This is a genomic window from Mesorhizobium sp. WSM3879, assembly GCF_002294915.1.
Lineage (GTDB): Bacteria > Pseudomonadota > Alphaproteobacteria > Rhizobiales > Rhizobiaceae > Mesorhizobium.
In genome coordinates this window covers 58,391-81,507 of sequence record NZ_NSFZ01000006.1, presented here as the reverse complement: position 1 = coordinate 81,507, position 23,117 = coordinate 58,391, and the positions used below count along the sequence as shown (strand labels likewise).

At 58.2% G+C, this 23,117-nt stretch carries 19 protein-coding genes, 3 pseudogenes and 1 riboswitch; of the genes and pseudogenes, 10 read left to right on the top strand and 12 right to left on the bottom strand.

Annotated elements, in window-relative coordinates; translation table 11 throughout:
• Nucleotides 1–248: 248 nt before the first annotated feature.
• The 3 genes and pseudogenes from CK218_RS15500 to CK218_RS31110 all read right to left on the bottom strand — a co-directional run.
• Nucleotides 249–1,664 carry a mannose-1-phosphate guanylyltransferase/mannose-6-phosphate isomerase gene (locus tag CK218_RS15500; protein ID WP_095776609.1) on the bottom strand — a complete coding sequence of 472 codons (1,416 nt, stop codon included), beginning with the start codon at nucleotides 1,662–1,664 and terminating at the stop codon, nucleotides 249–251.
• A complete protein-coding gene (locus tag CK218_RS15495; RefSeq protein WP_095828259.1) occupies nucleotides 1,664–3,094 on the bottom strand; it encodes a phosphomannomutase in 1,431 nt (476 codons plus the stop codon). The genes CK218_RS15500 and CK218_RS15495 overlap by 1 nt, the downstream gene beginning before the upstream one ends.
• A gap of 459 nt (nucleotides 3,095–3,553) precedes the next feature.
• Nucleotides 3,554–4,288 (bottom strand): annotated as a pseudogene (locus CK218_RS31110) (leucine zipper domain-containing protein); the annotation flags it as partial.
• A 152-nt stretch (nucleotides 4,289–4,440) separates the two neighbouring features.
• Between CK218_RS31110 and CK218_RS30935 the strand changes: the two are divergent.
• Nucleotides 4,441–4,632 (top strand): hypothetical protein, encoded by a 192-nt coding sequence (locus CK218_RS30935; RefSeq protein ID WP_095776612.1) that lies wholly within the window; start codon nucleotides 4,441–4,443, stop codon nucleotides 4,630–4,632.
• 244 nt (nucleotides 4,633–4,876) lie between these two features.
• Here the strand turns inward: CK218_RS30935 and CK218_RS31105 are convergent, their stop codons facing one another.
• The 4 genes from CK218_RS31105 to CK218_RS15465 all read right to left on the bottom strand — a co-directional run bounded on the left by CK218_RS31105 (nucleotide 4,877) and on the right by CK218_RS15465 (nucleotide 7,432).
• Nucleotides 4,877–5,023: a transposase gene (locus CK218_RS31105; RefSeq protein WP_245418789.1), complete on the bottom strand. Its 147-nt coding sequence runs from the start codon at nucleotides 5,021–5,023 to the stop codon at nucleotides 4,877–4,879.
• 189 nt (nucleotides 5,024–5,212) lie between these two features.
• Nucleotides 5,213–5,614: a DUF6527 family protein gene (locus tag CK218_RS15475; RefSeq protein ID WP_245435052.1), complete on the bottom strand. Its 402-nt coding sequence runs from the start codon at nucleotides 5,612–5,614 to the stop codon at nucleotides 5,213–5,215.
• Nucleotides 5,614–6,801 (bottom strand): ThiF family adenylyltransferase, encoded by a 1,188-nt coding sequence (locus CK218_RS15470; RefSeq protein ID WP_095828257.1) that lies wholly within the window; start codon nucleotides 6,799–6,801, stop codon nucleotides 5,614–5,616. The genes CK218_RS15475 and CK218_RS15470 overlap by 1 nt, the downstream gene beginning before the upstream one ends.
• On the bottom strand, nucleotides 6,776–7,432 hold the full coding sequence (locus CK218_RS15465; RefSeq protein ID WP_245435051.1) for a multiubiquitin domain-containing protein: 657 nt from the start codon (nucleotides 7,430–7,432) through the stop codon (nucleotides 6,776–6,778). The genes CK218_RS15470 and CK218_RS15465 overlap by 26 nt, the downstream gene beginning before the upstream one ends.
• A gap of 148 nt (nucleotides 7,433–7,580) precedes the next feature.
• Here CK218_RS15465 and CK218_RS15460 point away from each other — a divergent pair, with 148 nt between their 5' ends.
• The 7 genes from CK218_RS15460 (at nucleotide 7,581) to CK218_RS15425 (ending at nucleotide 15,619) form a co-directional block, all read left to right on the top strand.
• On the top strand, nucleotides 7,581–7,787 hold the full coding sequence (locus tag CK218_RS15460; protein WP_010913797.1) for a ribbon-helix-helix protein, CopG family: 207 nt from the start codon (nucleotides 7,581–7,583) through the stop codon (nucleotides 7,785–7,787).
• On the top strand, nucleotides 7,784–8,431 hold the full coding sequence (locus tag CK218_RS15455; protein WP_095776616.1) for a hypothetical protein: 648 nt from the start codon (nucleotides 7,784–7,786) through the stop codon (nucleotides 8,429–8,431). Before CK218_RS15460 ends, CK218_RS15455 begins: the two co-directional genes overlap by 4 nt.
• 15 nt (nucleotides 8,432–8,446) lie before the next feature.
• Nucleotides 8,447–8,974, top strand: coding sequence for a helix-turn-helix transcriptional regulator (locus tag CK218_RS15450; protein ID WP_095776617.1), 528 nt, complete (start codon nucleotides 8,447–8,449; stop codon nucleotides 8,972–8,974).
• On the top strand, nucleotides 8,971–9,927 hold the full coding sequence (locus CK218_RS15445; protein ID WP_095776618.1) for an ImmA/IrrE family metallo-endopeptidase: 957 nt from the start codon (nucleotides 8,971–8,973) through the stop codon (nucleotides 9,925–9,927). The genes CK218_RS15450 and CK218_RS15445 overlap by 4 nt, the downstream gene beginning before the upstream one ends.
• 1,315 nt (nucleotides 9,928–11,242) lie before the next feature.
• Entirely contained in the window at nucleotides 11,243–11,935 is a 693-nt protein-coding gene (locus CK218_RS15440) for an OmpW family protein (RefSeq protein WP_095776619.1), read from the top strand.
• 94 nt (nucleotides 11,936–12,029) lie between these two features.
• Nucleotides 12,030–13,262: a cytochrome P450 gene (locus CK218_RS15435; RefSeq protein ID WP_095776620.1), complete on the top strand. Its 1,233-nt coding sequence runs from the start codon at nucleotides 12,030–12,032 to the stop codon at nucleotides 13,260–13,262.
• Nucleotides 13,263–14,434: 1,172 nt separating this feature from the next.
• Nucleotides 14,435–15,619, top strand: a complete 1,185-nt coding sequence (locus CK218_RS15425; protein ID WP_179294519.1) for a TlpA disulfide reductase family protein — start codon at nucleotides 14,435–14,437, stop codon at nucleotides 15,617–15,619.
• A gap of 337 nt (nucleotides 15,620–15,956) precedes the next feature.
• Here CK218_RS15425 and CK218_RS30150 read toward each other — a convergent pair.
• From CK218_RS30150 to CK218_RS15405, 5 genes and pseudogenes are all read right to left on the bottom strand, one after another.
• Nucleotides 15,957–16,164, bottom strand: a pseudogene (locus tag CK218_RS30150) (ISAs1 family transposase); the annotation flags it as partial.
• Nucleotides 16,165–16,299: 135 nt separating this feature from the next.
• Nucleotides 16,300–16,548, bottom strand: a complete 249-nt coding sequence (locus tag CK218_RS31405) for an omptin family outer membrane protease (protein ID WP_280950828.1) — start codon at nucleotides 16,546–16,548, stop codon at nucleotides 16,300–16,302.
• On the bottom strand, nucleotides 16,526–16,774 hold the full coding sequence (locus CK218_RS31400; RefSeq protein WP_179294518.1) for an omptin family outer membrane protease: 249 nt from the start codon (nucleotides 16,772–16,774) through the stop codon (nucleotides 16,526–16,528). Before CK218_RS31400 ends, CK218_RS31405 begins: the two co-directional genes overlap by 23 nt.
• 285 nt (nucleotides 16,775–17,059) lie before the next feature.
• Nucleotides 17,060–17,335 carry a hypothetical protein gene (locus tag CK218_RS30145; protein WP_143749017.1) on the bottom strand — a complete coding sequence of 92 codons (276 nt, stop codon included), beginning with the start codon at nucleotides 17,333–17,335 and terminating at the stop codon, nucleotides 17,060–17,062.
• A 147-nt stretch (nucleotides 17,336–17,482) separates the two neighbouring features.
• The gene (locus CK218_RS15405) at nucleotides 17,483–18,187 is read right to left on the bottom strand and encodes a DsbA family protein (protein ID WP_095776626.1); all 705 of its coding nucleotides are present in this window, start codon (nucleotides 18,185–18,187) and stop codon (nucleotides 17,483–17,485) included.
• Nucleotides 18,188–19,633: 1,446 nt separating this feature from the next.
• Here CK218_RS15405 and CK218_RS30140 point away from each other — a divergent pair.
• Entirely contained in the window at nucleotides 19,634–19,894 is a 261-nt protein-coding gene (locus CK218_RS30140; protein WP_143749641.1) for a hypothetical protein, read from the top strand.
• A 441-nt stretch (nucleotides 19,895–20,335) separates the two neighbouring features.
• Nucleotides 20,336–22,464: pseudogene (locus tag CK218_RS15400) on the top strand (prolyl oligopeptidase family serine peptidase).
• A 438-nt stretch (nucleotides 22,465–22,902) separates the two neighbouring features.
• A riboswitch (cobalamin riboswitch) is annotated at nucleotides 22,903–23,102 on the top strand.
• Nucleotides 23,103–23,117 lie beyond the last annotated feature (15 nt).

Below are 23,117 nucleotides of genomic sequence, written 5' to 3'. Positions count from 1 at the left end.
ATAGAGGTGCCATGCGCCGAAGGAACTGAGTTCCAAATTGTCCTTATTGAACGGGGACGTGCGACGGCTTAGGTAATGGACCGAATAGCTCTTTTAACCAGCATTTCGGCCAGATGGGAGCATCTTCACCGTTGATGCCAGTAATCAACGCAATCTTCTCGCTTAAGCTCGGCACGCCATTAGCTTAACGAGGAAAGGGAAACCTCAACGAAGTTACCTTCTGATCACGACCTGTAGACGTCGGACCGTCAGGTGCGACCGTATACGTCCTCAAACCGCACAATGTCATCTTCGCCCAGATATTCGCCGCTTTGGACCTCAATCATAACCAGGACGATATTGCCGGGGTTCTCGAGCCGGTGTTTGTGGCCGCACGGGATATAGGTGGACTGATTGGTGGTCAGGAGTAGCTCCTGGTCGCCGTTGACTATTTTCGCAGTGCCGCTGACCACGACCCAGTGCTCGGAGCGGTGATGGTGCATCTGCAGGCTCAAGCGCCCGCCCGGGTTAACCTCGATACGCTTGATCTTGAAGCGCTCGCTTTCCTCCAGAACCGTGTAGGTGCCCCAGGGCCGGTGCACGGTACCGTGAAGCAAGTGCGCTTCGTGTCCCGCAGCCTTGAGCCCCTCGAACAGTTTCTTGACGTCCTGGACGCGATCGCGGGATGCAACGAGCAGCGCATCGGGGGAATCGACAATCACCAGGTCGCTGACGCCCACCGTCCCTATGACTCGTTTGTCCGAGCTTATGTAGGTGTCGACGGTGTCCACTAGATGGACATCGCCGCGGATCCTGTTGCCGCTCTCGTCGGGAGGGATCAGTTCGGCCATTGCGTTCCAGGAACCGATGTCGTTCCACCCCATCTCGCAAGGGACAACGGCGAGATTGTGCGCCTTTTCCATCACCGCCCGGTCGAGCGGGATGCGCGGAGCCACGGCGAGATGCTTGGCCGAGAGCTCGATGCTGGCGAAGCGCCCGCCGTCAATGATTGCGGCGTTCTCGTAGCTGCCCAGAACGGCGTCGACCACCTCCTTGCAATGCAGGGCCATCTCATCGAGCATGACTTGCGCTTTGAAGCAGAAGATGCCGGCGTTCCAGAAGAAACGTTTGGAGGCGACATAGGATTTGGCGGTCTCGACGTCCGGCTTCTCGACGAAACGGACGACTTTTTCGCCATCGGCCTCGATGTAGCCGAATGCCGTGTCCGGCCTGTCTGGATTGATGCCCAAGGTTGCAATGCGCCCCTGCCCCGCATGCTCGATCGCCCGACTGATGGCGCTTCCAAAGGCCGCCAGGTCGCCGATCATCTGGTCCGCGGGAAAAATGCACAGGATTGCATCCGGCCCCTGTGTCGCCTTGGCGTGGATGGTCGCCGCGGCGATAGCGGCGGCCGTGTCCCGGCCCTCCGGCTCGAGCAGGAAGGTGCGCGGGAGCACGACGGAATCCAGCTCGTCAAAATGGTCTTTCGTGAGGAAGAGATGGTCCTTGGAGGTCACGGTGACGAGCTCGGCCGCCCCCACTATGGAAGCGGCGCGCAAGACGCTGTGCTGAATGAGCGAATACCCGTCCGCCATCTTGAGGAAAGGCTTGGGGTGCGATTGCCTGGAGGCGGGCCATAACCGCGAGCCGGCTCCGCCGCTGATGATGACAGGAACCACTTTCATCAAATGCCCTCTAACGTCTGCGACGCGAATGCCTGCGCTCTTTTCAGCACCGAGGCGACGATCGTCGTGGCTCTGCTCTCGCTCGAAGCTTCCGAATAGCAGCGCAGTTCCGGTGCATTGCCGGAGGGCCGCAGGTGTATGATCTCGCCTGTGCGCATACGCACCCTGAAGCCGTCGGTTTTGTCGACTTCGGCTACGGTCCCGAACGGGGCGAGAAATTGATGGAGTGCGTCTAGGTTTGCGAGGCGATCCATCAATCTGCTTGAACTTTCGGCGGAGAAATCCTGCAGCCGGTCGCTCGCGCATACCGGAAGCTTCCAGAGCTCGCGCAGTTGCGACAGCTTCTTCTTTGTCGATGCCATGGTACCGAGAACAGCCAGGATGGGGAGAAGCGAGTCCCGCGTCGGCAGGGCGGTCAAAGTCTTCCCGTTCGCCGTGTAATCCGACCCCAGGAGAACGCCACCATTGGCCTCGAAGCCGACAACGATGCTGCCGGCACGATGTGACGCCTCCATGGCTTCGATGACAAAGGGGGACCCGACCTTTGTCCTCAGGACGTCGAAGCCGAAAGCTTTCGAAATGCCGGAATTGGAGGTCACAGGCGTCACGACGGTATCCGCCTTCAGGAAGAGAGCCGTGGCGAGCCCAACCAGATCGCCGCGAAACAGATCGCCATTTTCATCGGCAATGAGTGGCCGATCAGCGTCTGCATCGGTCGACACGATGGCATCGAGATTGAATTCGCGGACCCATTCTTTCAATTTTGCAATCGTGGCTGCATCCACGGCTTCGGTATCGACAGGCACGAAAGTTTCGGTTTTCCCGACGGCGACCACGCCGGCGCCGAGCGATTGAAGAATTTCCACCAAAAGCATTGCTGCTACCGAACTGTGCCGGTAGACTCCAAGTCTCAGGCCGGAAAGGGAGCCCGGCTCCAGCGTGTCATTGGCGCGCTCTCGATAAGAGGCCATCGCTTGTTCGTGGCGGATAGGCCACGTCGTTCCCAGAGGAGCGGGTGGCAAGCAATATGCATTTGATCTTTCGGCCACAAAGCGCGTAATCGCGGCCTCATCCGCCTTGCTGATCTCACCATTCGGGCCGTAGAATTTGATGCCGTTGCGATCGGCTGGAATGTGCGACCCAGTGACCATAAGAGCAGCCGCGCCGTGTCTGCGTGCATACAGTGCCAGGGCAGGCGTCGGTATGGCGCCGCAATCGATCGGCTGGAAACCATTTGCGGCCAACGCCGCCATGCAATTGTTGACTATCGCTTGGCTGCTGTCACGCAGGTCGCGGCCTACGAAGACCGAACTATTCGGCTGAACCTGGCTCGAACTCAAACGCCAGGCGAAAGCTTCGGTATAAAGCCCGCTGGCCTTGCCGAGCAATTCCGAATCCAAACCTCGAACGCCGCTTGACCCGAACTTCATGACTTCGCTTTGCTGGTGGACAGGTAAGGTGGTATATTGCAGTGGGCTAGTGCTTCTATTGAAAGCGCCATCGGTCTATCCAGATGTAATTCTCTTCAGCATGGTAACGGCCGATCAAATTTGCAGAACGACCCAGACAGGAGCTCAGAACGGAAGTTAGGGCCTCCACTGGAAGTCAGGGGCAACCATAGCTCTCCTTCTATTGAAATCTCTTGGCGCGCTCATCTAACGATCAAGGCAGGGAGTGATCGGTCGGTGCCCGCCGGTACTTCGCTATGCAGCATCATGACGTATCGGTAAACTTGGTTGTTTGGATGGCATGCATCCATGGCATGGATAGGGAAGCCTTCTGGATCAGCGCCGTAGAACCCTGCGGTTTTAGCCAATGTATTAAGGTCGGCTCGATGTGGAGCTTCAACAGGTTGTGGCTTGAGGCTGCCATGCGGTCGATGAGTTTTATCGGTGAGGCCAGGCTGGAAACTCGGCTGCGTGGAAGTCTGAGGTCCGATAGGCGACGGCATAGGCCCGCGGTTTGTATCAAGTGGTCGGCCTATAAGGCTTTATGCGGATGTGCTTGAGCCCGAGCTTGCGGAAAGCCTTGGCAAAGGCAAAGACCTTGCACCTCGCTCGACGGCATCCCGAGACCGGAATAGAAGGCGAAAGCAAACCTTGAGGAAGGCAATGGCGCGCTTTCCTCCTTCTCGTCGGGCGAGATTTGCGAGGAGGCCACACGCGAAGCGTCATCGGTGCAGAATGGACAAACTCCCATCCGATGCCGCGGCTGTTGGATTGTCCCTTTCGATCGCCGGTAATGCGGTGGCCGAGACGATCGAAGCGACCGAGCTTCTTGATGTCGATGTGGATCATCTCGACTGGCATGTCGCGCTCATCGCGGCGAACGGGCTCGGCCGGTTCCATATCCCTAAGCCGTGACAGGCCGGCGACGCTTGGGCGCCCTGCTCACAGTCGTTGGCGAAACACCTGTACGCTTGGCGATGTCCTTGCCCGCCAGCCGTTGACGGCGCAGGGCCAAATCTGGTCGACCGCTTTCGGCGTCGATGAGCGGTCGCACATGCTGGCGCAGCCCTCAGCCGCGTATCGCTCGACCTAGCGCGCGACCACCTTCGGCGTCACACCGTAGGTTCTTGCCGCTTGAGCTTTAGAGAAGCTGCGTTCAACGACGGCGCGGGCCATCTCCTCTCGACGCCGCGGTGTCACCCTCAAACCTGCCGAACAGCCGCTTGTTGCGGCGATTGTATATTTGACAGATCCACGCTTTCAAATTGACTCGTTTCTGACTTTTTCTGGGTGTATCTTCTTCCCGTCGTCCGTCTGGAGAGACGAGTATGTCGGCATACGGTGTGGCGGATTCCCAACTCGCAATTCTTACGAAAGGCCAGAACGACTATTGTACCAAGCACCTGGCTGCAGGGAAGGATGAGCGCGAGCGCATAGCGCTTAAAGTCCTGGCGCTTTTCGGGCGAGGTTTGATTGATCCTGACCAGCTATCGACAGAGCTTGAACGGGTTGCCCGGTGATCCAAGAGATGCATCCATGGGGAACAGAACAGCGGCTTGTCGATAGCGCGCGCCGCTTGATTGGCCGCTCCCGCGCCGGAGTGGAAGATGCTAGATTGAAGGTCGAGCAATCACGACTTGCCCTTGAACAGTCCCTCAAGCGCCTCCAACATTCACACCTTCTTGAGACACAGAAAAGCCCCAGCGCGGAGGGTGATCGGCGCTAGGGCTTCAGGCATGTACGCGGTACCAGCATGACCTTACGTTAGCTTGCGCTCATATAGTGAACGAAAAGTGAATCGCTCAGCCATGCGGATGCTTCTTGGACGGCTTCGTACGGCCACCCTTCAAGGGAGTAGTGCTTTGCCATAGAGCCGCAGTGGTGGCAAACCGGACCCTGCGGCCACAACATGCCTTCGACATGCTCAATGCGGCGGCTTCGTCGTGGAAGTAGGGGTGGGATAGAATGGACATAGCGATAACTCCTTAGATTCCTAATCGCGGTATCCGTTTGGGTCTGTCAAATATATAACGCCCTTGTTGCAAGGCGTCGCCAACCTGATCTGTGGCCGCACACGCTATGCCCTCGGCCTCACGCTGGTTAGCCGATCAACTTGATCCACAGGCGCTTGAACCATGCGAAGATGGCCCTGAGCCCCTTTGGCTCGGCGCCGCGTTTGAGAAGGCGGTCATAGGCGCGGCCGGCTTCGATCTGCTCGCGAGACATCTTGCCGGCCCAATGGATTCGGCCACGTTTGATGATGTAGTGCGAGCCACAAGGGAAGTCGTGATTGCCGATCGACGGCCAGATCGAGGCGCCCTCGTCCTCCATGACAAGGTCATATTCAGTTGGAACGAGCGGTGTCGAAACCTCCTCGCCACAGCCACAGGCGCAATTGTGGAGGGCAACGTGGCATTGGCGCGACACGTAAAGAACCCCGTCTTCCAGCTGTTCGGGAATATCTTCGACAAAGACCGTTGTAAGACAATCCACCCGAGCCATCATGCCCCCCGGTTCGTGATGTTGTTGCCCTCAATCATGTATGTCGCGTTTCTTTCGTTGCGCTCATCACGATAGAAGGTCAGCCAGCGCTTCCAGCGCATGATCGCCATGATGGCGTTCAACGAATTGAGCTCGGCGGTCTGGATCTCGGTTCCGTACACATCGGCCTCGTCATCGTCGTCACCGAACGACAGATGGGTCGCCACCTCCGCCCACGGCGTGCCGGGGGCAATGAAAGTCGCCCGTGCGCAACCGTCGAGCGTGTTGTCATCGAGCCCAAGACCAATGCCGGTGTCGACGAATGGAATGCCCAGGCGAACCAGCCCTTCGGCAATCACGCGCCGCGACGATCCCTTGTCAACACAGACGAAGACGAAGTCATAACCTGCAAATTCGTCAATGTTGTCAGCCTTGACCCTGGTGGCGTGCGGCCTCACGCCCTTGTGCATACGCGCGTAAAGCGCTGCGTAATAATCTACCTTGCGGGGAAAATTCTTCGCCAGCGCCTGTTCGGGAGCACCAGGCGAGCGGAAAAGATTGTGGTTGAGAAGTTGGTCGTCATCGTAGATGTGGATTTCGGCAACGCGGGTCTTGGCGGCGAGATCGAGCAGATAGGCACCTGTGCCGCCGAGGCCGATGATCGCGATGCGGCCTCTGAGCTTGCGATTGGCGAGGACGATTCCGTAGCGGGCTGACGCAGAATCGGGGATTGCGAACGGGCTATCGTCCTCCGCACTGGCTAACGTGACGCCTGTGCGCGCGTTCGCGGTCCTGTCGTGCGACCGCGCAGCGGCGGCGAGGTGAGATTCGTAGGTGACAACCTTGTCGTAAATGTTGGCATACTGGCCAGTACCTTCTGGCTTCGATGAGAAATAGTGATGGACCTTGATGTCGGATCCGACAGTCGCCTCGTTGCTGTTGTGGATGATATTGGTCATCGGCGTGCCATCGCGATGGCAGGGCGTCTCTCCGGTGAACCACATGGTGTGGTCTGTCTGTGGAGTCGAGGTCAGGCCTTGGGTATCCAGCGAGAGCGTGCAGACAAGCGTGCCGCGGCCAAGCGACCTGTCGCGCTTCACGTAGGGGACGCTGTGAACGAGAAGGACGAGCTCGCGCATCTCGAGCTCAAACCCCTCGTCCAGCAGCCGCTTGAGATGCGGATCACGACTTATCAGATCGGCGGACATTGAAGACCATCCCGTTCTTGACTTCGATTTTCTCGCCCTCCACCAGATCACCTTCCGCGCCGTGGACACCTTTCAGGTACGTGATCGTGTACTTGAACTTCTCAAAGTTGGCGTCGGGGTAGGCCAGCAGTGCAATCTCGCGATAGCTGTGCTTTCTCCTTGGTACCGTGCGCGATCGACCGTTGACCTTGATAACCACCGTTTTCGCCTCGTGGCTGCGGATGCGCTCGACGCCCTGTCCACCAAGAGTCACCGCGCCGTCAGCGGGAATGACCGTATCGCCGGCGCTGTCCAGAATCAGTTCGAGATCCTCATCGATGCTGGCGTAGCGGTAGATGTCAGCCGCGGAGATTGTCGCCGATCCCCACTCCCAGCCACGCTCGTTGACGGTGAAAGAAAAGGTCCTGTCGCCTTCGAATGAAAGGAACTCAGAGTGGGGCATCTCCCGCAGGTCGATCGCTTCCTCAAGGCCGATCGAACGCGTTGTCCTGTCCACTATCTGGATGAGAACATAGTCGCTGGCCGGATCAAGCCCACCGAGGGCGCGGACCTCGCGACCAGAAATGATGGCGTCATTGGAAGCCACCACACGGCCGTCCAGCTTGTATGTAAAGTTCGTCACGCCAGGCATCGAAGCCTCCTTGTCTCTCATTCTGCACAAAACATATATGCAATTTTTAGCCAATGTCTAGCTACTTGGTAGCTATTTTGTCATCATTTTTTGGTTGACAATTATGGACTTTATAGCTACATAAACAATGCCGGTTAGGGAGGCGCCCATGAAGCGCACGATGACGCTTAACTTGTCGGACGCGGAAATGAGCGTCCTTGAAACCATGTGTGAAGAAAAAGGGCTGTCCAAAACCGCGCTCGTTCGCCAAGCGCTGCGGCTCTACAAATCAGTCGACGATCGACTGGCGCGTGGCGAAAAGGTGTTTGTCGAAAGCGCAGATAAGTCAGAAAAAGTAGAGCTGATGGTTCTATGAAAGAGCTGATCGATCGCGTCTTTCTCTTAAATCGCGCAACAGGCCGGTTCGAAGATGCAGATCTGTATCATGGCCTGGACAGCACCAATCTCGCGCATATCGAGGGACGCTGGCGGCCGCTTTTTGAGTTGCGTCGGAGGGAAGCCAAGGCCTCTCTTCAGACTTTAGCGGAGGTCAATGCAGAAGATGCCCATTGGGAATGGGGCAAGAAGGCGCTGGTTGCGCTGGACGATCCATTCCTGTTCGATTTCTTCGTGCTCGAATGTGGTGGCAGCACACAGGCCATCATGATGACGCGCAAAGGGGGCCAAGACTGCTTCAGTCGCCACCCCGAGCATCAGCGAGTGCCGCTGATCTACGTGGAGTTTCTGGCGACGGCTCCATGGAATCGACCAAAGCTGGTTGCTGAGCCGATTTACAAGGGTGCGGGGCGTGTGCTCGTTGGTACGGCCGTCAGCTTGAGCCTGGAAGAAGAGTTTGGTGGCCGTATCGGTCTGCATTCACTTCCTGGCGCAGAAGTTTTCTACCGAGATGCGATCGGAATGACGGATCTTGGAGCGGATAGCGAAGGAGTGCATAAAGGTCTGAGATACTTCGAGCTTTCCAGCAGGGATGCTGCGACTTTCCTATCCGTGCAACACTAGCAAGAGGAGTCGACCATGAAATTACATTTCACTGCCGATTGGCTGCGCAGCCATATCGAACATGATCCAGATGTCGATTGCGACGCGGGACTCCCGCTGCGCGATGCAGCTCCGCTTGGACGTCTTATGCAGGAGAAGTCTCGTCATCAAGCAACTGCGGGGCAGCCTTCGGCTGCCTCCGAACAGAAATCTGTTGTGCTTTTTAAGTTGGTGCATCAGCTTCGACGCAAGGACGGATTGAGCATTGCGCAGTTGGCTGCCAAAATTCGTGTTGATGCGGCGGAATTGGAGAAGGTGGAGAAGGATCCCTGCTATGTTCCAGGCCCGCGTACCGTTCATCAGCTAGCCGAGTTCATTGGGGTTTCAGCACGTGCTGTAGAACAGCTGACCGCGGCATCGTCTGCGCAGAACGACAATCTCACCGAAGCGGCGCATCGTTTTGCCGCGAGTTCGGACGACCTATCGAAGCTAAGCCAGGCTGAAAGGCGCGACCTCAACGATTTCGTCAAGGTACTGGCCTCAATCGATAAGAAGAATGGATGATCATGTCCGCGATTGAGCCGATAATTGGGGACTTTGAGCGCCGAGATATCCATGAGCACATATCACGTCTGCTCCGTGATCTCGGCAATCCAGAGCCCCCATTACGGCTCGAGCAGGTGCGCGCGCTGCAAAAGCTTGACCTTACCTATTATAGCAAAGCGAACCTGAGCTTACTGGATGAGATCGCCCACCGGGCGCGACTCGCTGGCAACGAGATCACCAGCACGGCCAAGCGCATGGTCGATGTGGTCCAGCAATATGGCCTTCGTGGTATCCTGATGCTGAAGGAAGGCGACAAGCGAATCTTCATCGATGATGACGTAGCCGAGCTGAAGCGACGCTTCCTCATCGCACATGAGATTACCCATGACCTTCTTCCTTGGCATCGCTCCCTGCTTCTGGGGGACAATGAGTCCACTCTGAACCCGACATTCCATCAGGCAATGGAGGCGGAAGCCAATTACGGTGGGCGCCATCTCTTGTTCCTCGGAGGAAGATTTCGTCCCGAAGCGCTGGACTGCTCGTTTGAATGGAAGAGCATTGAGCAGCTTCGCAAGCGCTACGGGAACACCCTTACTACAACGCTTTGGCAAATGGTTTGCGAACGCAATCCTGAATTTCCTGCCTTCGGCGTTGTCAGCCGGCATCCCTATCACAGGGATATCTGCGAGAAGGCGGGGAACGACAATGTGGCCTATTTCCCGAGATCGAAAGCGCTAGCTGAGCACTTTCCGGGCATCACGACCGAAGTCGCCTATTCCGCGATCTGCGATCACGCAACGAACCGCAAGCGGGGTCCGGTAGGCGAAGGCGAAAGCATCTTTTATGATGCGAACGGCGAACCTCACATATTCTGGTTGCACAGCTTCTCAAATACTTATGATTTGCTCACTTACTGCATTTACAAGAAGAAGCACCAACGCATTTCCCCCGTCGGCTACAGGGTAGCCTGATTTCCCCTCATTCCAGGCGCTCAGTCGATCGTCGGGCTCTTTTTGAGGCGGACGAACTGTAGAGAGGTATTCTCCGTCTCGGCGAGGCGGTTCTGCGACGTTCCGTCAGTCCGCCAGCTTCTCCTCGGATGGATGACTTCGCGCGTGGGAATGCGCTGCTTCGGAAAATTGCGCCGATGCAGCTGCAGCGCACGAGCCTGGTTTCACGATGCACAGACCTCCACAAGACGCAGCGAAGATCTTGGCGCAAAGTGTGCACTCTCGCCGGCGATGGATGCCGCCGGCTGAAGAACATAGGCGTTCAAATCCCGCCTTCCGTTGGCTCAGTGATCGCCTTTGGCCTCTTGCTCGCCCCGCTCAGCTGGCGCGCCCTGTGGGATTGAGGTGCTTCAAAGCTCTGACAGGCCGGTGGCGATGTCGGTAGCAGATATTTTGCTTGTCGGAAGGCCTGAACGCGCTGCAGCTAGCGGCCCATCAGCGGCCAAACGGTCGGGTCGATCAGGACAAACCGCAAGGACCTACCCTGCCGTGCCCTATGAAAACGGCGGATCCGGCAAATGTCCGCAAAACATCGCTGCCTTCCATGCACAGCGGGTGTTCCTCGCTTGGGGAGAAGCGCCTCGCCGCCGGAGCAGACCAGGTGCGCGATGTGGTCCGACGGATCAAAACAGCTGTCAGGCAACCACACGAAACCCTGGCATACGAAGATCGGCTTAAAAAACGAGCGGCCGATGGAAATATCTGGGTCTGTCCGTCCCACCGATGAGTCTTTCGACTCCGGACATGGGTGCTGCCAGCTCTTGTCCGCGATCGCTTCTTCAGTGCCACGGCGGTCTCGTCAGCGACGCTGCAATCGAAACAGCGCATCTACACCAAGGTGGGACAGGTTCTCCGCCCGAAGTGCAGAGCCGCCGTCATGCGGCGAATTGCCAGTCAGGGCAGGTACGCGGGCAAGCCACTCCCCGCGGTGGCCACGGTGCCCGGTCTGCGACCGCATCGTGAATATAGGCTGATGCCGCGTGAAATCTTCGAGGGTTTGAAACGTACAGCCCGTTCCCGTCTCAGAACCGGGCCGAATCTGGATTGCATTTGCCTACCCGGGTGGCTTCGTCTGCATTCGTTGTTTGATCTTCGACGAAGTCGGACATGAGACACAGCGCTCTCAGAGCGATCGCATTTGTTTCGCAATCATTTTCTCATTTGGCACGACATATGCGGGGGCTGTCCCGCATGACCGCTCCGTCAATCTGATTGATGCGGTCAGGATTCAATCAGGGCGCAGTGCGTCGCTTCTGAATATCAAGGAGAGAAGAGTATGGCGAGAGCCCGAATTGGCGTGGCGCGGGCAGTAACAGCGGCTGTCGTCCTCATCGTTGCGGGACAGGCCGGCGCGGCAGATATTCATCAAGTCGCGAGCCTTGCGAAGGTAGGATCCCCGGTCGCGGAAGCGCCAAGCCCTTGGCAGATCCGCATGCGCGCGTTGGGGGTGATCACCGAGGATTCGGGCTACGTCAACGCGGTGCCCGGCTCCGGTCTTTCCTATTCGAACAGCGTGACGCGGGAACTCGATATATCGTATTTCTTCGCCGACAACATCGCCGCCGAACTCATACTCGGCACCACCTATGCCAACATCTATGGCCAAGGTTCGATCGGCGGGTTGGGCAAGATCGGCAAGGTTTGGCTGCTGCCGCCAACGCTCACATTGCAGTATCATTTTACCGATTTCGGCGCCTTCAAGCCCTATGTCGGCACCGGCGTGAACTATACGATCTTCCATCATCAGCAAGCCGGCAGCGCCGATGATCTCAAGGTCAAGAACACATTCGGCGCCGCGCTGCAGGTCGGATTCGACTACATGGTGGACCAGCACTGGGGCGTGAACTTCGACGTGAAGAAGCTTTTCCTTAAGCCCGACTTCGACGTCACTGTCGCCGGCGCTAAGCTCACAGGCAAGGCTAGGCTCGATCCATGGCTGGTAGGCGCAGGTCTCACCTACCGCTTCTAAGGACGAAGCACCTGAAGAGGCATTTTCCAAGTCCGCGCCCGGATCATCCGCGCCGAGAAGTGGCACCGCGATGGGTCTTAAGGGAGTTGTTGGCATGCGCGTAGAAAACGATCATCGGCACGTGATCGGTGTGCCGGCCGCTCCCACGCAACTTGATGGTCTGTCTTCTGCAATTCTGCGGCAGAGGGGGGTGGCGCGGGTGTCGCTGCCTGGCGATGTGGTGACGTGGGCGGCAGGCCGTCATCAGACGCTCAGGCGGATGCTTTCCGACCAGCGTTTCAACAAGGACTGGCGACAGTGGCGGGCGCTGCAGGACGGCGAGATTCCCGAGGATCATCCGCTGATCGGGATGTGCAAAGTGGACAACATGGCCACCGCGCACGGCGCCGATCACCGGCGCTTGCGCGGCCTGCTGTCCAGCAGCTTCACGCCCAGTCGTATTGCCTTGCTCGCGCCACGGATCGAACAACGCGTCGATCAACTCCTGGCCGAGATGGCGCAGCGCGGCGGCAGTGCCGATCTGATGTGCGAGTTCGCCGCTCCGTTGCCCACCAACGTGATCGCCGAACTGTTCGGTTTGCCGGACGAACAGCGTGAAGAGATCGTCGCGCTCACCTACAGCCTGGCCAACACCTCCGCCACAGCCGAAGAGGTGCGACAGACGCGGCAGCGCATCCCGGAGTTCTTCCGTTGTCTGATCTCGCTCAAGCGGCGCCAGCTCGGCGACGATTTGGCTTCGGCGCTGATCGTCGCACGCGACAATGGCGAGCTCGTTTCCGACACCGAGCTCATCGACATGCTGTTCATGGTGCTCTCTGCAGGCTTCGTGACTGTCACCGGCGTCATCGGCAATGGCATGCTGGCATTGCTGACGCATCCGCAGCAACTACACCTGGTGCGCAGCGGCCAAGTTCCGTGGTCACAGGCGATCGAGGAGATTCTGCGCTGGGGCAGCTCAGCGGCCAATCTGCCGTTCCGCTATGCCACCCAGGACGTGGAGATCGACGGATGCATGGTGCGGCGCGGCGACGCCGTGCTGATGGCGTTACATGCGGCGAACCGGGACGAAAGGGCCTTCGGTCCGGGCGCCGACAGGTTCGATGTCACCCGGCGGCACAACCCGCACCTGTCGTTCGGCCAGGGGCCGCATTCGTGCCTGGGCGCTGCGCTGGCGCGCCTGGAATTGGGCTGCGCCTTCCCCGCGCTGTTTGGGCGGCTGAAGGATCTGGCGCTGACCATCGCCGCGGAGGACGTTGTCTACATGCCGTCTTACGTCATTCGCTGCCCGCAGAGGCTGCCGGTCACCTTCCGCCCGTCCATGGCCTAGAGAGTGCGGCCTTCACCCCGGCTTCACTGATTCTGCGTGGAAGGCTCGACCAGTTGTTCCGCGATTAGCCGTACTCGGGGCCCTCCTGCCTCTCCGCTGGCCACAACAGCCGCGGCAGGTGGTTGCCCGGGTCAAGCGCATCCGGCCAGGGCCGATCTGCCGTTGGCTGGCAGCTAATGCTGGCGGGGCGGCTGCCTCAACTCCGGCGTGCCCAGCCGGCCGCGGCCAAAGCGTCGGCCACGAGGCTGTTGTGCTCACCCGGTCCAGCGCCGCCGATAGAGAGCACGATCTGAGCCGGCGAGATTGGCAAGCAGACACCGGCCTCCTCGACCCATTTTGCATGCTGCCAACCGGTGTTGGCCACGAGTGCTTTGTCATATCCTGATTGCATGTCTTCAAGCCCTGAGGTGCCAGGCTGACCTCGAAGATACAATGAAACAATCCTGAGGTTTCCAGACTGGTGGTGGCGAGAGAAAGACCTAATCTCCGGGCCCCGGCCGCCACTCGCGAAGGAGGTTGTCCGCGGTCCTGATTTGATCGCAGCAACGGCTGAGCGCTAGCCGCGCGGCCGGCGGTCTTTCTGTCGTCAATTTTTGCTCGTGCGGCCGGCGAGCAGCGCCATGCCCCAGCGACGGGCAAGATAGAAACTTAAGTGGCACGCACTTCCTGGCGCTGTCCGATTCCCGACAATGTGGGATCCGCAACATAGCAGAGTCCGATTACTCATTGCCGAAACGAGCTTTCTCGTTTGGCACGGAATGTGCGCGGTCCCGGACACGCCTCACAGAACAAGGAGAACCCATCCATGATCACCCACCAAAGTATCCCCCTCACGCTGATTCATTCAAAGATGACGCTGGAGTCAGGCCTCGCAACATGCTGATGACTCATCTGGCTCTGGGCTGCCCCCCGCCCCACTCTCTCCAAGTAAGTGCAACGAGCATGCATCACCCTCAACATAAGGGACAACCCACCTTAAAGCGGGCAATGCGCGTCCAAAACTTGACAAAGGGCTTGTCAGTTTCATTACAACCGCTATCCGGGCACTTCAGAGGCTTTTCAAAGATATCATGGGGTTAGCGCGCTGAGCCCGCTGGCATAGCGTTTGCACACAAGCAACGGTGCAAGACAAGGATGCTTCCCTGAACCCGTCCGCCTCCGAGAGGAAACCAATGCAGAAAGCTTTGAAAAAAGCATTAGACCGCAACGTGGTATTGCAGATCGGGTCCCCGGCCCCTTCGATTCAAGTCGAGAGCTGGCTGCGTGGCGAGCCCCTCACCAGCTTTGAGCCGGGCAAAGTGTACATCGTCGAATTTTGGGCAACTTGGTGCGCCCCTTGTGTGGATGGAATGCCCCGTCTGATGCAGCTGCAGGAGAAATACAAGGACAGCGGAGTTGAGATCATCGGGGTCGCGGCTTCTGAAGACGCTCCTACGGCCGATGAGGCCCGAAGCACGCTGGACACTTGGTTGACCGAAAAGTTTATGAATCTGAACTATCGGATCGCGTTCGACTTCACCGGCGAAATGAACACGCTTTGGATGGAGCCCAGCTTTTCTTTCGCGCTTCCGACCTCGTTCGTGGTCGACCGAGACGGCCAAATCGCGTTTATCGGTTACCCGATGCAACTCGATGAGGTTTTGCCGAAAGTGCTTACTGGCAGCTGGCGCGCCAGCAATAAAGCAAAATCCGCCGATAGGGAGCGGATCGCGGTAGGCGAAACGATAGCGCGCGAACAGGCGCTGAAGAAGAAGATCAATGACATATATAGCGCGGCGGTGGAGAAGAAGGATTGGAAGGCGGCGCTCTCGGCGATCGAGGAAGGCATCGCCTTGATGCCGGACAACCTCGGTTTGCGCCGTTCTCACGTGAATCTGTTGCTTCGCACAATGAAGGACATGCAGGTCGGCTTGCCGGTCATGAGCCAATTCGTTCGCGACGCGATCCACAGAAAATCCGAGAAATGGATGACTGCGGCGCTAGAGGAACTCTTCTCCCCGAACTTTGACTATTCGCAGTTTCCGTCTGCTGAGCGCTTGGCAATGGGTAAACAGCTGTCCGAACACATCCTGGAACTGAATCCCCCCGAAAGCGACCAATGCAAGCTCTTGCCTTATCCGTTGGCAGCCCTGTACTATCACGAGAGCGGCAACAAAGATCGGGCGATCGAGTTGATCCACCTTGCACTGAAGTCGCAGGGTGCTCCGGAGCGGATCCGCGACGAAGATGAACAGGACGAAGTATTGCATTTGCTACAGTTCCTGGCCTACTTCAAGGATGAGAATGTCTGCTACGGTGGTCTTTGCGTGGCTCCAAACAATGGCCGATTCGACAGCTGGTATACCGTTTGCGGCTAACCGTCAGCTTTATGCGAGGGACAACTTGGCCGGGCAGCTCTTGATGCGAACGGCGCGAACCCGCGTCCGGCTTGCGAAATCGCCTGGGCCGCTTGGACGTCGGTCAGAAGGACTGCGGTCTACTACGATGGCCGCCTTTGGTTAGGCGGGCCATCAGCTGAGCTACTGGCTTTGCGCGCTTCGAAGCGGCTTCGCGAACCAGCGCCAGACGGTCGTCGGGAATAAAAATTTGATGTCCGGCGAACAACACCTTCACGCCAGCCGGATCACGCCCGCCCGGATATTCCTGACATCCTGGCCGAGGTCGGCGCCGTTTGGGCAGAGCTCCGAATCGGGGTCAACGGCGAAGTTCTCCGAGGATTGCAGCGAGATAGTCGGTCCAACCGGCCTTTTTGCGCCTGAGCTTGATGGGGGCTTGTCGTGACGGCACGCTTGGATGGCGAAATGCCTGACGATAGCCATGTAATGCGCCCCGTGCCCCTTTCGGAGGCGGGATTGATCCTCGCTGCGGCGACGTCGAGGGTCCAGTGCAGCGCGTTCTCGATCAGGATTTCGCGCAGATGTATTGTGCGTCCTTACTCCAAATCGTCACTCCACGCATCGTCTACGGCTCAGCGTCAGACATGGCTGCGTTCAAAACGTCAGCCTGAAGCCGGCCCGCAGCGTGAAGGCATAGAAGTCTACGCCAGCGCTATCCTTGTAGGTTTTTTGTTTGCGGTCGCTATGTTGTAGGCCTTTGCGTAGCCTTTCTTCCGAAAATGTTTGTCGCCATTGGCGGCCAGGAAGACGCTGGCGCGTTCGGTCATCTGATAATCGATCTTGGCGCCGGCCGAGATGAACGGCACCGTGAAGAAGTCGTCCTCAAATCGCAGCTCGCGCCTCCAGTGATCGTCAACAGAGCTTGCATCAACGGTGAAGCCGCTGCGCAGCAGACCCGAGAGCGCTCAAGTTCACGAGCGTCGTGGTCGCTTCCGCGCCAAGGAACAGGCCGAAATAGCGCTGTTCGTAATCGATGCCCGGTTTCGGTCCGGGGACCCCGCGATAATCGCGGAACCCCTCCCCACTATATTGGTACGAACCGCCATAGGCCTTCCACTTCATGTCAGTGTATTTGACGCCGCCATGCAGGTTGATAACCGTGGCATCGTTGATCACGAAGTCTGGGCCTGCTGCCAAAGGTCAATGTAGCGGTCAAGGCGAGTTTCGGGGTGGATGGACTGATGCGACCAATCCCGTGCCGCGAAGCTCGGCGCATCCTTGAGCCAATCACAGTCTTCCATATGGCTGTTGCCAGAGAAACCGAAGACGGCGTTGGCTGAAATGATCCAGTTGTTCCACACCTCGGCCCTTAGCCCGGTGGTCAGAACCAGGCGCGCCGGTTTCCCAGATCAAATTGCTGATATGATTGCCCCACTTTGTCGTAGACAAGCTCGTTGCCCTTTAGCCAGGTGTAGCCAACACCACAATGGCGACGCTCTTGTCGGGCGCTGAACAGATGGTCGAATGCGCCGCCATGGCGATGGTCGACGATGTGCAGAACGTGCCGAAAGCAAGAATTGCAAATGATGATTTGCAGCGATTCATGGGGCGTCCTCGGGATAGCCGTTGGTGATCTTTCGTTAAACGACGGCGGCTCTCAGCGCCCGTTCGCAGGAGTTGTTGTCGCGGCGACCATTCCTGGGCATTGGTGCCCTTGAACTCCGATGCGATGTCCATGACGGCTTGGCATTGCTCTTGGCCTGATGCGCTGCATAGAACCGCGTGGTCGGCCACTACCGTGTTGCCGGACCGTATAAGAGATTTGGCCGGGCCGAGAGGCGACGCTCGTGGCGAGAGAAGGGACTGCACCGGCCGCCGGCGCTGTCAAAATGCCGAAGTTGGTGATGCGGCACGACGGTTAATTTCCCGCTCTTTGGCGATTAAGCGTTCCAGCTTGTGAATGTTGGGCACGCCTGGGATCACTTCGAGGCCGAGAACAACCCCAGGCGTGCCGTCGATGTACAGCTCCTTGGCGACCGCGCGATTGCGCTCGAGGAGGTTTTCGAGGGCGGGGTCTTTCATGTCCCGCTTGAGCTGTTCAACATCAAGGCCGACCTGTCTTGCGATAGTCAAAATGTCGAATTCGCTGAGCTGCCCGCTAGTAGCCATCAGGGCGTGATGGAACGCGTCATATTTTCCCTGTTTGATGGAGGCGAGCGCCGCCAGTGCGGCAAATTTGGAACCCGGTTTCTCGCCCGGATAATGTTTGTAGACAACCTTCAGCTTGGGATCATCCTTGAGGGCTTGCTGGATTATACGGTCTTCCGCCCGGCACTGCGGGCAGTTGTAGTCCAAAAACACAATGAGAGGGACGTCGCCATTCGGGTTGCCAGCAGTTGGCGCAGCGGTGTCGTTCAAGAGTGCGTCGCGCCGCTCTGGAATGAGCTTCCGCCAATCCTCGGCGAGCCGGCGATGGTTTTCGAGCTGGCGGACGTAGTGTATGGCAACTGGACCATATCGTGTCGTTAGCCCGGAAAAAAGCAGGGCTAGGGCGGAAAGGGTGATAGCGCCAGCTTTTGGATTAAGCATGGGATGGCTCCAAGTAAACGGTGAACGGCAGGGTAGCAACAGCCGGCTTCTGACACCCTTGGGTGACAGCAGCCTGAAAGCCTCAGGACATTTGCGTCACTCCGGTTCAGCGTAGCGCCACGTTCAGAAAGGATCCTGCCCTCGAACTGGGAGCTCGGGAGCCCCTGATGATTCTCGGATTGGGTCCATTTTGATTTTCTACGCCGTCTGTGGCACTCCGGATGGGCGCGGCAGATCGAGAGAAATTTAGAATGTCATGTGAACTCCTGGGCTAAAGACTGCGCGACGGGCCATGTCGCAACACGTGTCATGGTATGCAATTGCCATGCCACCAAGTGAGTTGTGAGCAGCAACCACATATCCAAGGAGTCGTCCGCCTGGCAGGCTCGAACTTAAGCCCCAGGATGTCTGTATCTGAACACAGATTGTCATGAATCGAACTCGGACAAATGCTGTGACCAGCTTTGCACGGTTGACGCCAGACTCCTCGGTTGAGCATTGCGCATCTAAGAGCGGAGTGAGGCAACAGGCGATCGCCGGCCGGTCGAGTTGCGCAGCCGTGTGTTGCAGTTAGCGTTGCGGCATAGGGGCCGCAGGTGTGATCCGGGCGCTGAATGCTAGGGTGCCGTTGGCGGCATCCAGCGACCCATCTAGCGATCACTGATCGCGTGATCGAGGTCCTACTAAGTTCAATCGCTCGTCCCGCTGCGGCCGTTCAAGGCTTCGCAGATTCGGTTCTGCATCGGCTTGCCTGGAGCGACACGGTGCTGGCCTTCTGCCGTCCAGGCGAGCTTGGCGTTCGAGTGAACCCGGTGCCGTGCTCCGACGGAAATCAGATCGCGTCTGCCCCGACTTGGCAAATGTCCAGACGGGTGAACGAAGAAGCCTCGATCCTTCTCTTGAAGCTGCTGCTTTGTCCCTAGGCCGCACAGGCGCATTGCCACTCTTTCGAGACGCGCACGCTTCGACCATCTCCTGGAGCGAGATGTGATGTTGCAAGACGTCGAACCGCTGCTCCTGCAAGTAGCGCAGGATGGTCCAGCTCTTCGTGCGCGGATATGGGCGTTCAATTGATCTGGCGGCTTAAATGACAGGCGGCCGGTTCCAGCCGCGGCGGACAAAATGTGAGGTTCACTACAAGCCGATGTCTGGTCACTGTCGAGTTTTGCAAAGCAAACGGACCTTACTGGACGCTGAGATGCTGGCACGGCCTTTGCAAGTTGGGAGGCGGCAACTTGGAGCGACGGTGTCGCGTCTGTTGCCGGACAACAGAGGCAAAGCTTCCGAGCTAGAAGTAACTCAAAGCACAAATGCGTTTATCTTTGCCGGAACGCGTGAAGAAAATGAGCGCGTAAGCAGATACGTCATTGGTGAAGTTGGCATAATTTTTGAACAATCGTGCTGCCTGTTTGGATACAGACAACATAAGAAAGCGAAGAGAAAACGATGAGTGCCGAAGGTAAAAAGAAACGCGGTGTAGCAGGTGTGTCAAATGCGCGGAATATTGCGTTCCGCTATGGTGGCAACCCTTCAAATTACAGCGTGGCGATAGGGCACACGACTCATCCGCGTCTTGGCGGTTCGCTGTTCCTTAACGCTATGATCCTTGGGCAAATGCTGCCAGGATTTAACCCAAGTGAACGTATGTTGAAGGCTGCGGACGCTTGTATTGAGGAATGCCCCGTTCTTGGTGCGCCTTTCCAGTGAAAGAAGCGGAGAAATCGCAGTGACGTGGCAGATAGTGAACCGATTGTAGGCGGCTGTGCCGACCTTCTTATTCGGCATCTTCTCGTACTCCCAGGAATGGAAATACTGATTGGCGTCGATAACAACAAGAACGATCCGGCATCGAGATAAGCTGCCTTGCGCCGGAATTTGGCCCGCTGATTACCGGTACGCTCATTGTCGCGTTCGCGACGATGTCTGACATCGGACACAGCGCCGCCAGGGCGAGCCCATTGTTTAAACAAGGATTTCCCAGTTGGCACGACGGTTGCGGTCCTATGCGCAAAAGCACTGCGACGCCGCACCAACTGGGAAGAACTCATTCATGGTCACACTTTTCGAACATACGGGCGTCGCCGCAAAAATTGAGCCTTCTCGAGCAGACGAGAGCCATTGCGCTTTCATTCCTCAGGTCTTTCGGACATGACTGAATTCGATTTCCGCCCGACACTGAATGCGCCCGACGATGACCCCCATCTTTGGCTTGAAGATGTGGATGGTGAACGGGCACTTTCGTGGACCGCCAACCAGTCGGCGAAAACCTTGAAGGACTTCGCGGGAACGCAGTTCGAGCGCGACCGGGCGGCGCTTACGGCGATTTTCGATCGTCCCGGCCGGATTCCCCTGGTCACGCGCTGCGGTCCGTACCTCTACAATTTTTGGCAAGATGCTGGCAATCCGCGAGGACTGTGGCGCCGAACCACCCTTGCCCTCTACATGAACGCGGACGCCCAATGGGAGCTACTGCTCGATCTTGATGCGCTCGCGGCTAGCGACGGAGAGGACTGGGTCTGGAGTGGTGCGTTGATCGAGCCGGAGAGACGGGAAAGAGCCGTTCTGCGCCTGTCGCGAGGCGGCAGCGATGCGGTCGTGCATCGCGAATTCGACCTGAGCTCTCTCAGCTTTGTCGCCGACGGTTTCAATCTCCCAGAGGCCAAGGGCGACACTGATTGGCTCGACCCCAACACTCTTGTGCTATGCAGTGCGCTTGGCGATGGCATGGCAACGCGCTGCGGCTACCCACGCACCGTGCGACTGTGGAAGCGTGGCGCGGATCCGCTCACCGCGCCGGTAATCTTCGAGACCGGTTCCGAAACCCTCGGTGTGAATGGCCATCTGGACCGTACCGCCGAGAGCGAGCGCTTGTGGTTCATTGAGCAATTGGGCTGGCTCGCGAAGAAAGTCCACAGTGGTGATAGAAGCGGGCCGAAGACAGAGATCGACCTTCCGAAGGACGCCAGGTGGGCTAACTTCGGCGATTGGCTGGCGGTAAAGCCGCGCAAACCATGGACGGTCGCCGGGACGACCTATAGCGCCGACGCACTGATCGGCATTTCGCTTTCCTCTTTCCTTGCTGGTGAGCGTCATTTTAGTACCCTGTTTGAACCAGCCGAGAGGCGGTGCCTGCAGTCATTCTTCTGGAATGGCGGGAAGCTCATTATCCGCTACCTGGCGAACCTCGCTCGAGATTCGAGGTGTTCACCCCAGGCCCGCAGGAATGGACACGCCGAGCCCTGGACGCCTTGCCGTCGCAAGGGACTGTTCACCTCTGGTCACTCGATGCGGCAGATCACGAGACCAATGGGGAGGTCCTGGTTTGCGTTCAGGATCCGATCACGCCGCCGCAGCTTTTGCTGTTCGATCTCAAGGCCGCGCCGCCTCTCAGCGCTTCAGCAATTCTGAAGCGCAGCCCGGAGAATTTCGACGCATCCGCACTGGTGATCACACGCCACGAGGCAGTCTCGATTGATGGTGAGATGATCCCCTATACGCAGGTCGGTCCACCAAACGGGAACGGAGATGCCCCAGTTCATCTTACCGCCTATGGCGGGTTCGGCATATCGCTCCTGCCCTCCTACAACTCCACCCTCGGCAAGCTGTGGCTCGAGCGCGGCGGCACGTGTGTGGTGGCCAACATCCGCGGCGGCGGCGAGTTCGGCACCTGCTGGCACGAAGCCGGGCGCAGGGAGGGCAAGCGTCTCGCCCATGACGATTTCGCCGCCGTTGCCGCCGATCTCGTGCGAAGGGGCATCACACTGCCGAGGCGGATTGCCGCCCAGGGCGGCTCAAATGGCGGTCTGCTAATCGCCAACATGCTTACCCGCTATCCTGAGCGTTTCGGCGCGCTGTTCTGCACGGTTCCGCTTGTCGACATGCGCCGCTACACCAAGCTTCTGGCAGGCGCGAGTTGGATCGACGAATATGGCGATCCCGACAAGGCTGACGATTGGGCTTTCCTGAGTGAAATCTCGGCCTATCACGCCGCGTCGTCGGGACAGCCCTATCCGCCTATCCTGCTCGCCACCATGAGACGCGACGACCGCGTCCACCCGGGCCATGCGCGCAAGATGGCGGCAAAGCTGCAGGCCCCTGGCTATCCCGCTTACTTCTACGAGCCCAGCGCGGGCGGGCACGGCTACGGCAAGGACAATCGGGAGCGAGCCGCATTCATCAGCCTTGGTATCGGTTTCCTTCGCAGTGCGATCGGGTGGCATGCCGATGGCTTTCATAAAGGACCCGGAGCTCGACAAGGGCGAACTTCGGATGAGTGAGTACAGGTCGAGGACTGCGGCAAGGTACAAACCGTGCGAGTACAGTTTGCACAATGCGCGCTAGCGCCTTGTCGATCTCAATCAATCGACGGAGCACTTCACACCACAGACTACAATTCTGAAGAGCAAGGAGAAATATCATGGCAACAAAGCGAATGAACGTGGCGCGGGGAGTAGCAGCGGCCGTCGTCCTGGTGCTGCTGGCACAGCAGGCTGTCGCGTTTCCAAAATCCCCCTGCGCGTCTTACCCTCCCCCTCCACCTCCCCCTTATTGCTCGCGCCCGTCTACGACACCGATCTGCGAGCCAAGCTTTGGGCAGTTCCGCCTGCCCGGCTCGGGGGCATATTCGGACGACAGAGACCGATCAGCGCAAGGCGCTTTTCGCATAATCACATAAACATCTCGTTATATGGTATTGACAAGGAACGAAGCGGCTGTGATTGTGCGCATGTCATGGTTCTCCGCGCGGCACTGCCGTAGCGGAGCTAAGAGGGAAGCCGGTGCGATGCCGGCGCTGCCCCCGCAACTGTTACGGCGAGCCAAGCCCATTGATGTCACTGAGGCGAACGGCCTCGGGAAGACGGGCAGAGGCTTTGACCCGCGAGCCAGGAGACCTGCCACGTCGAACAACGTCCACGGGCGGGGTATCCGG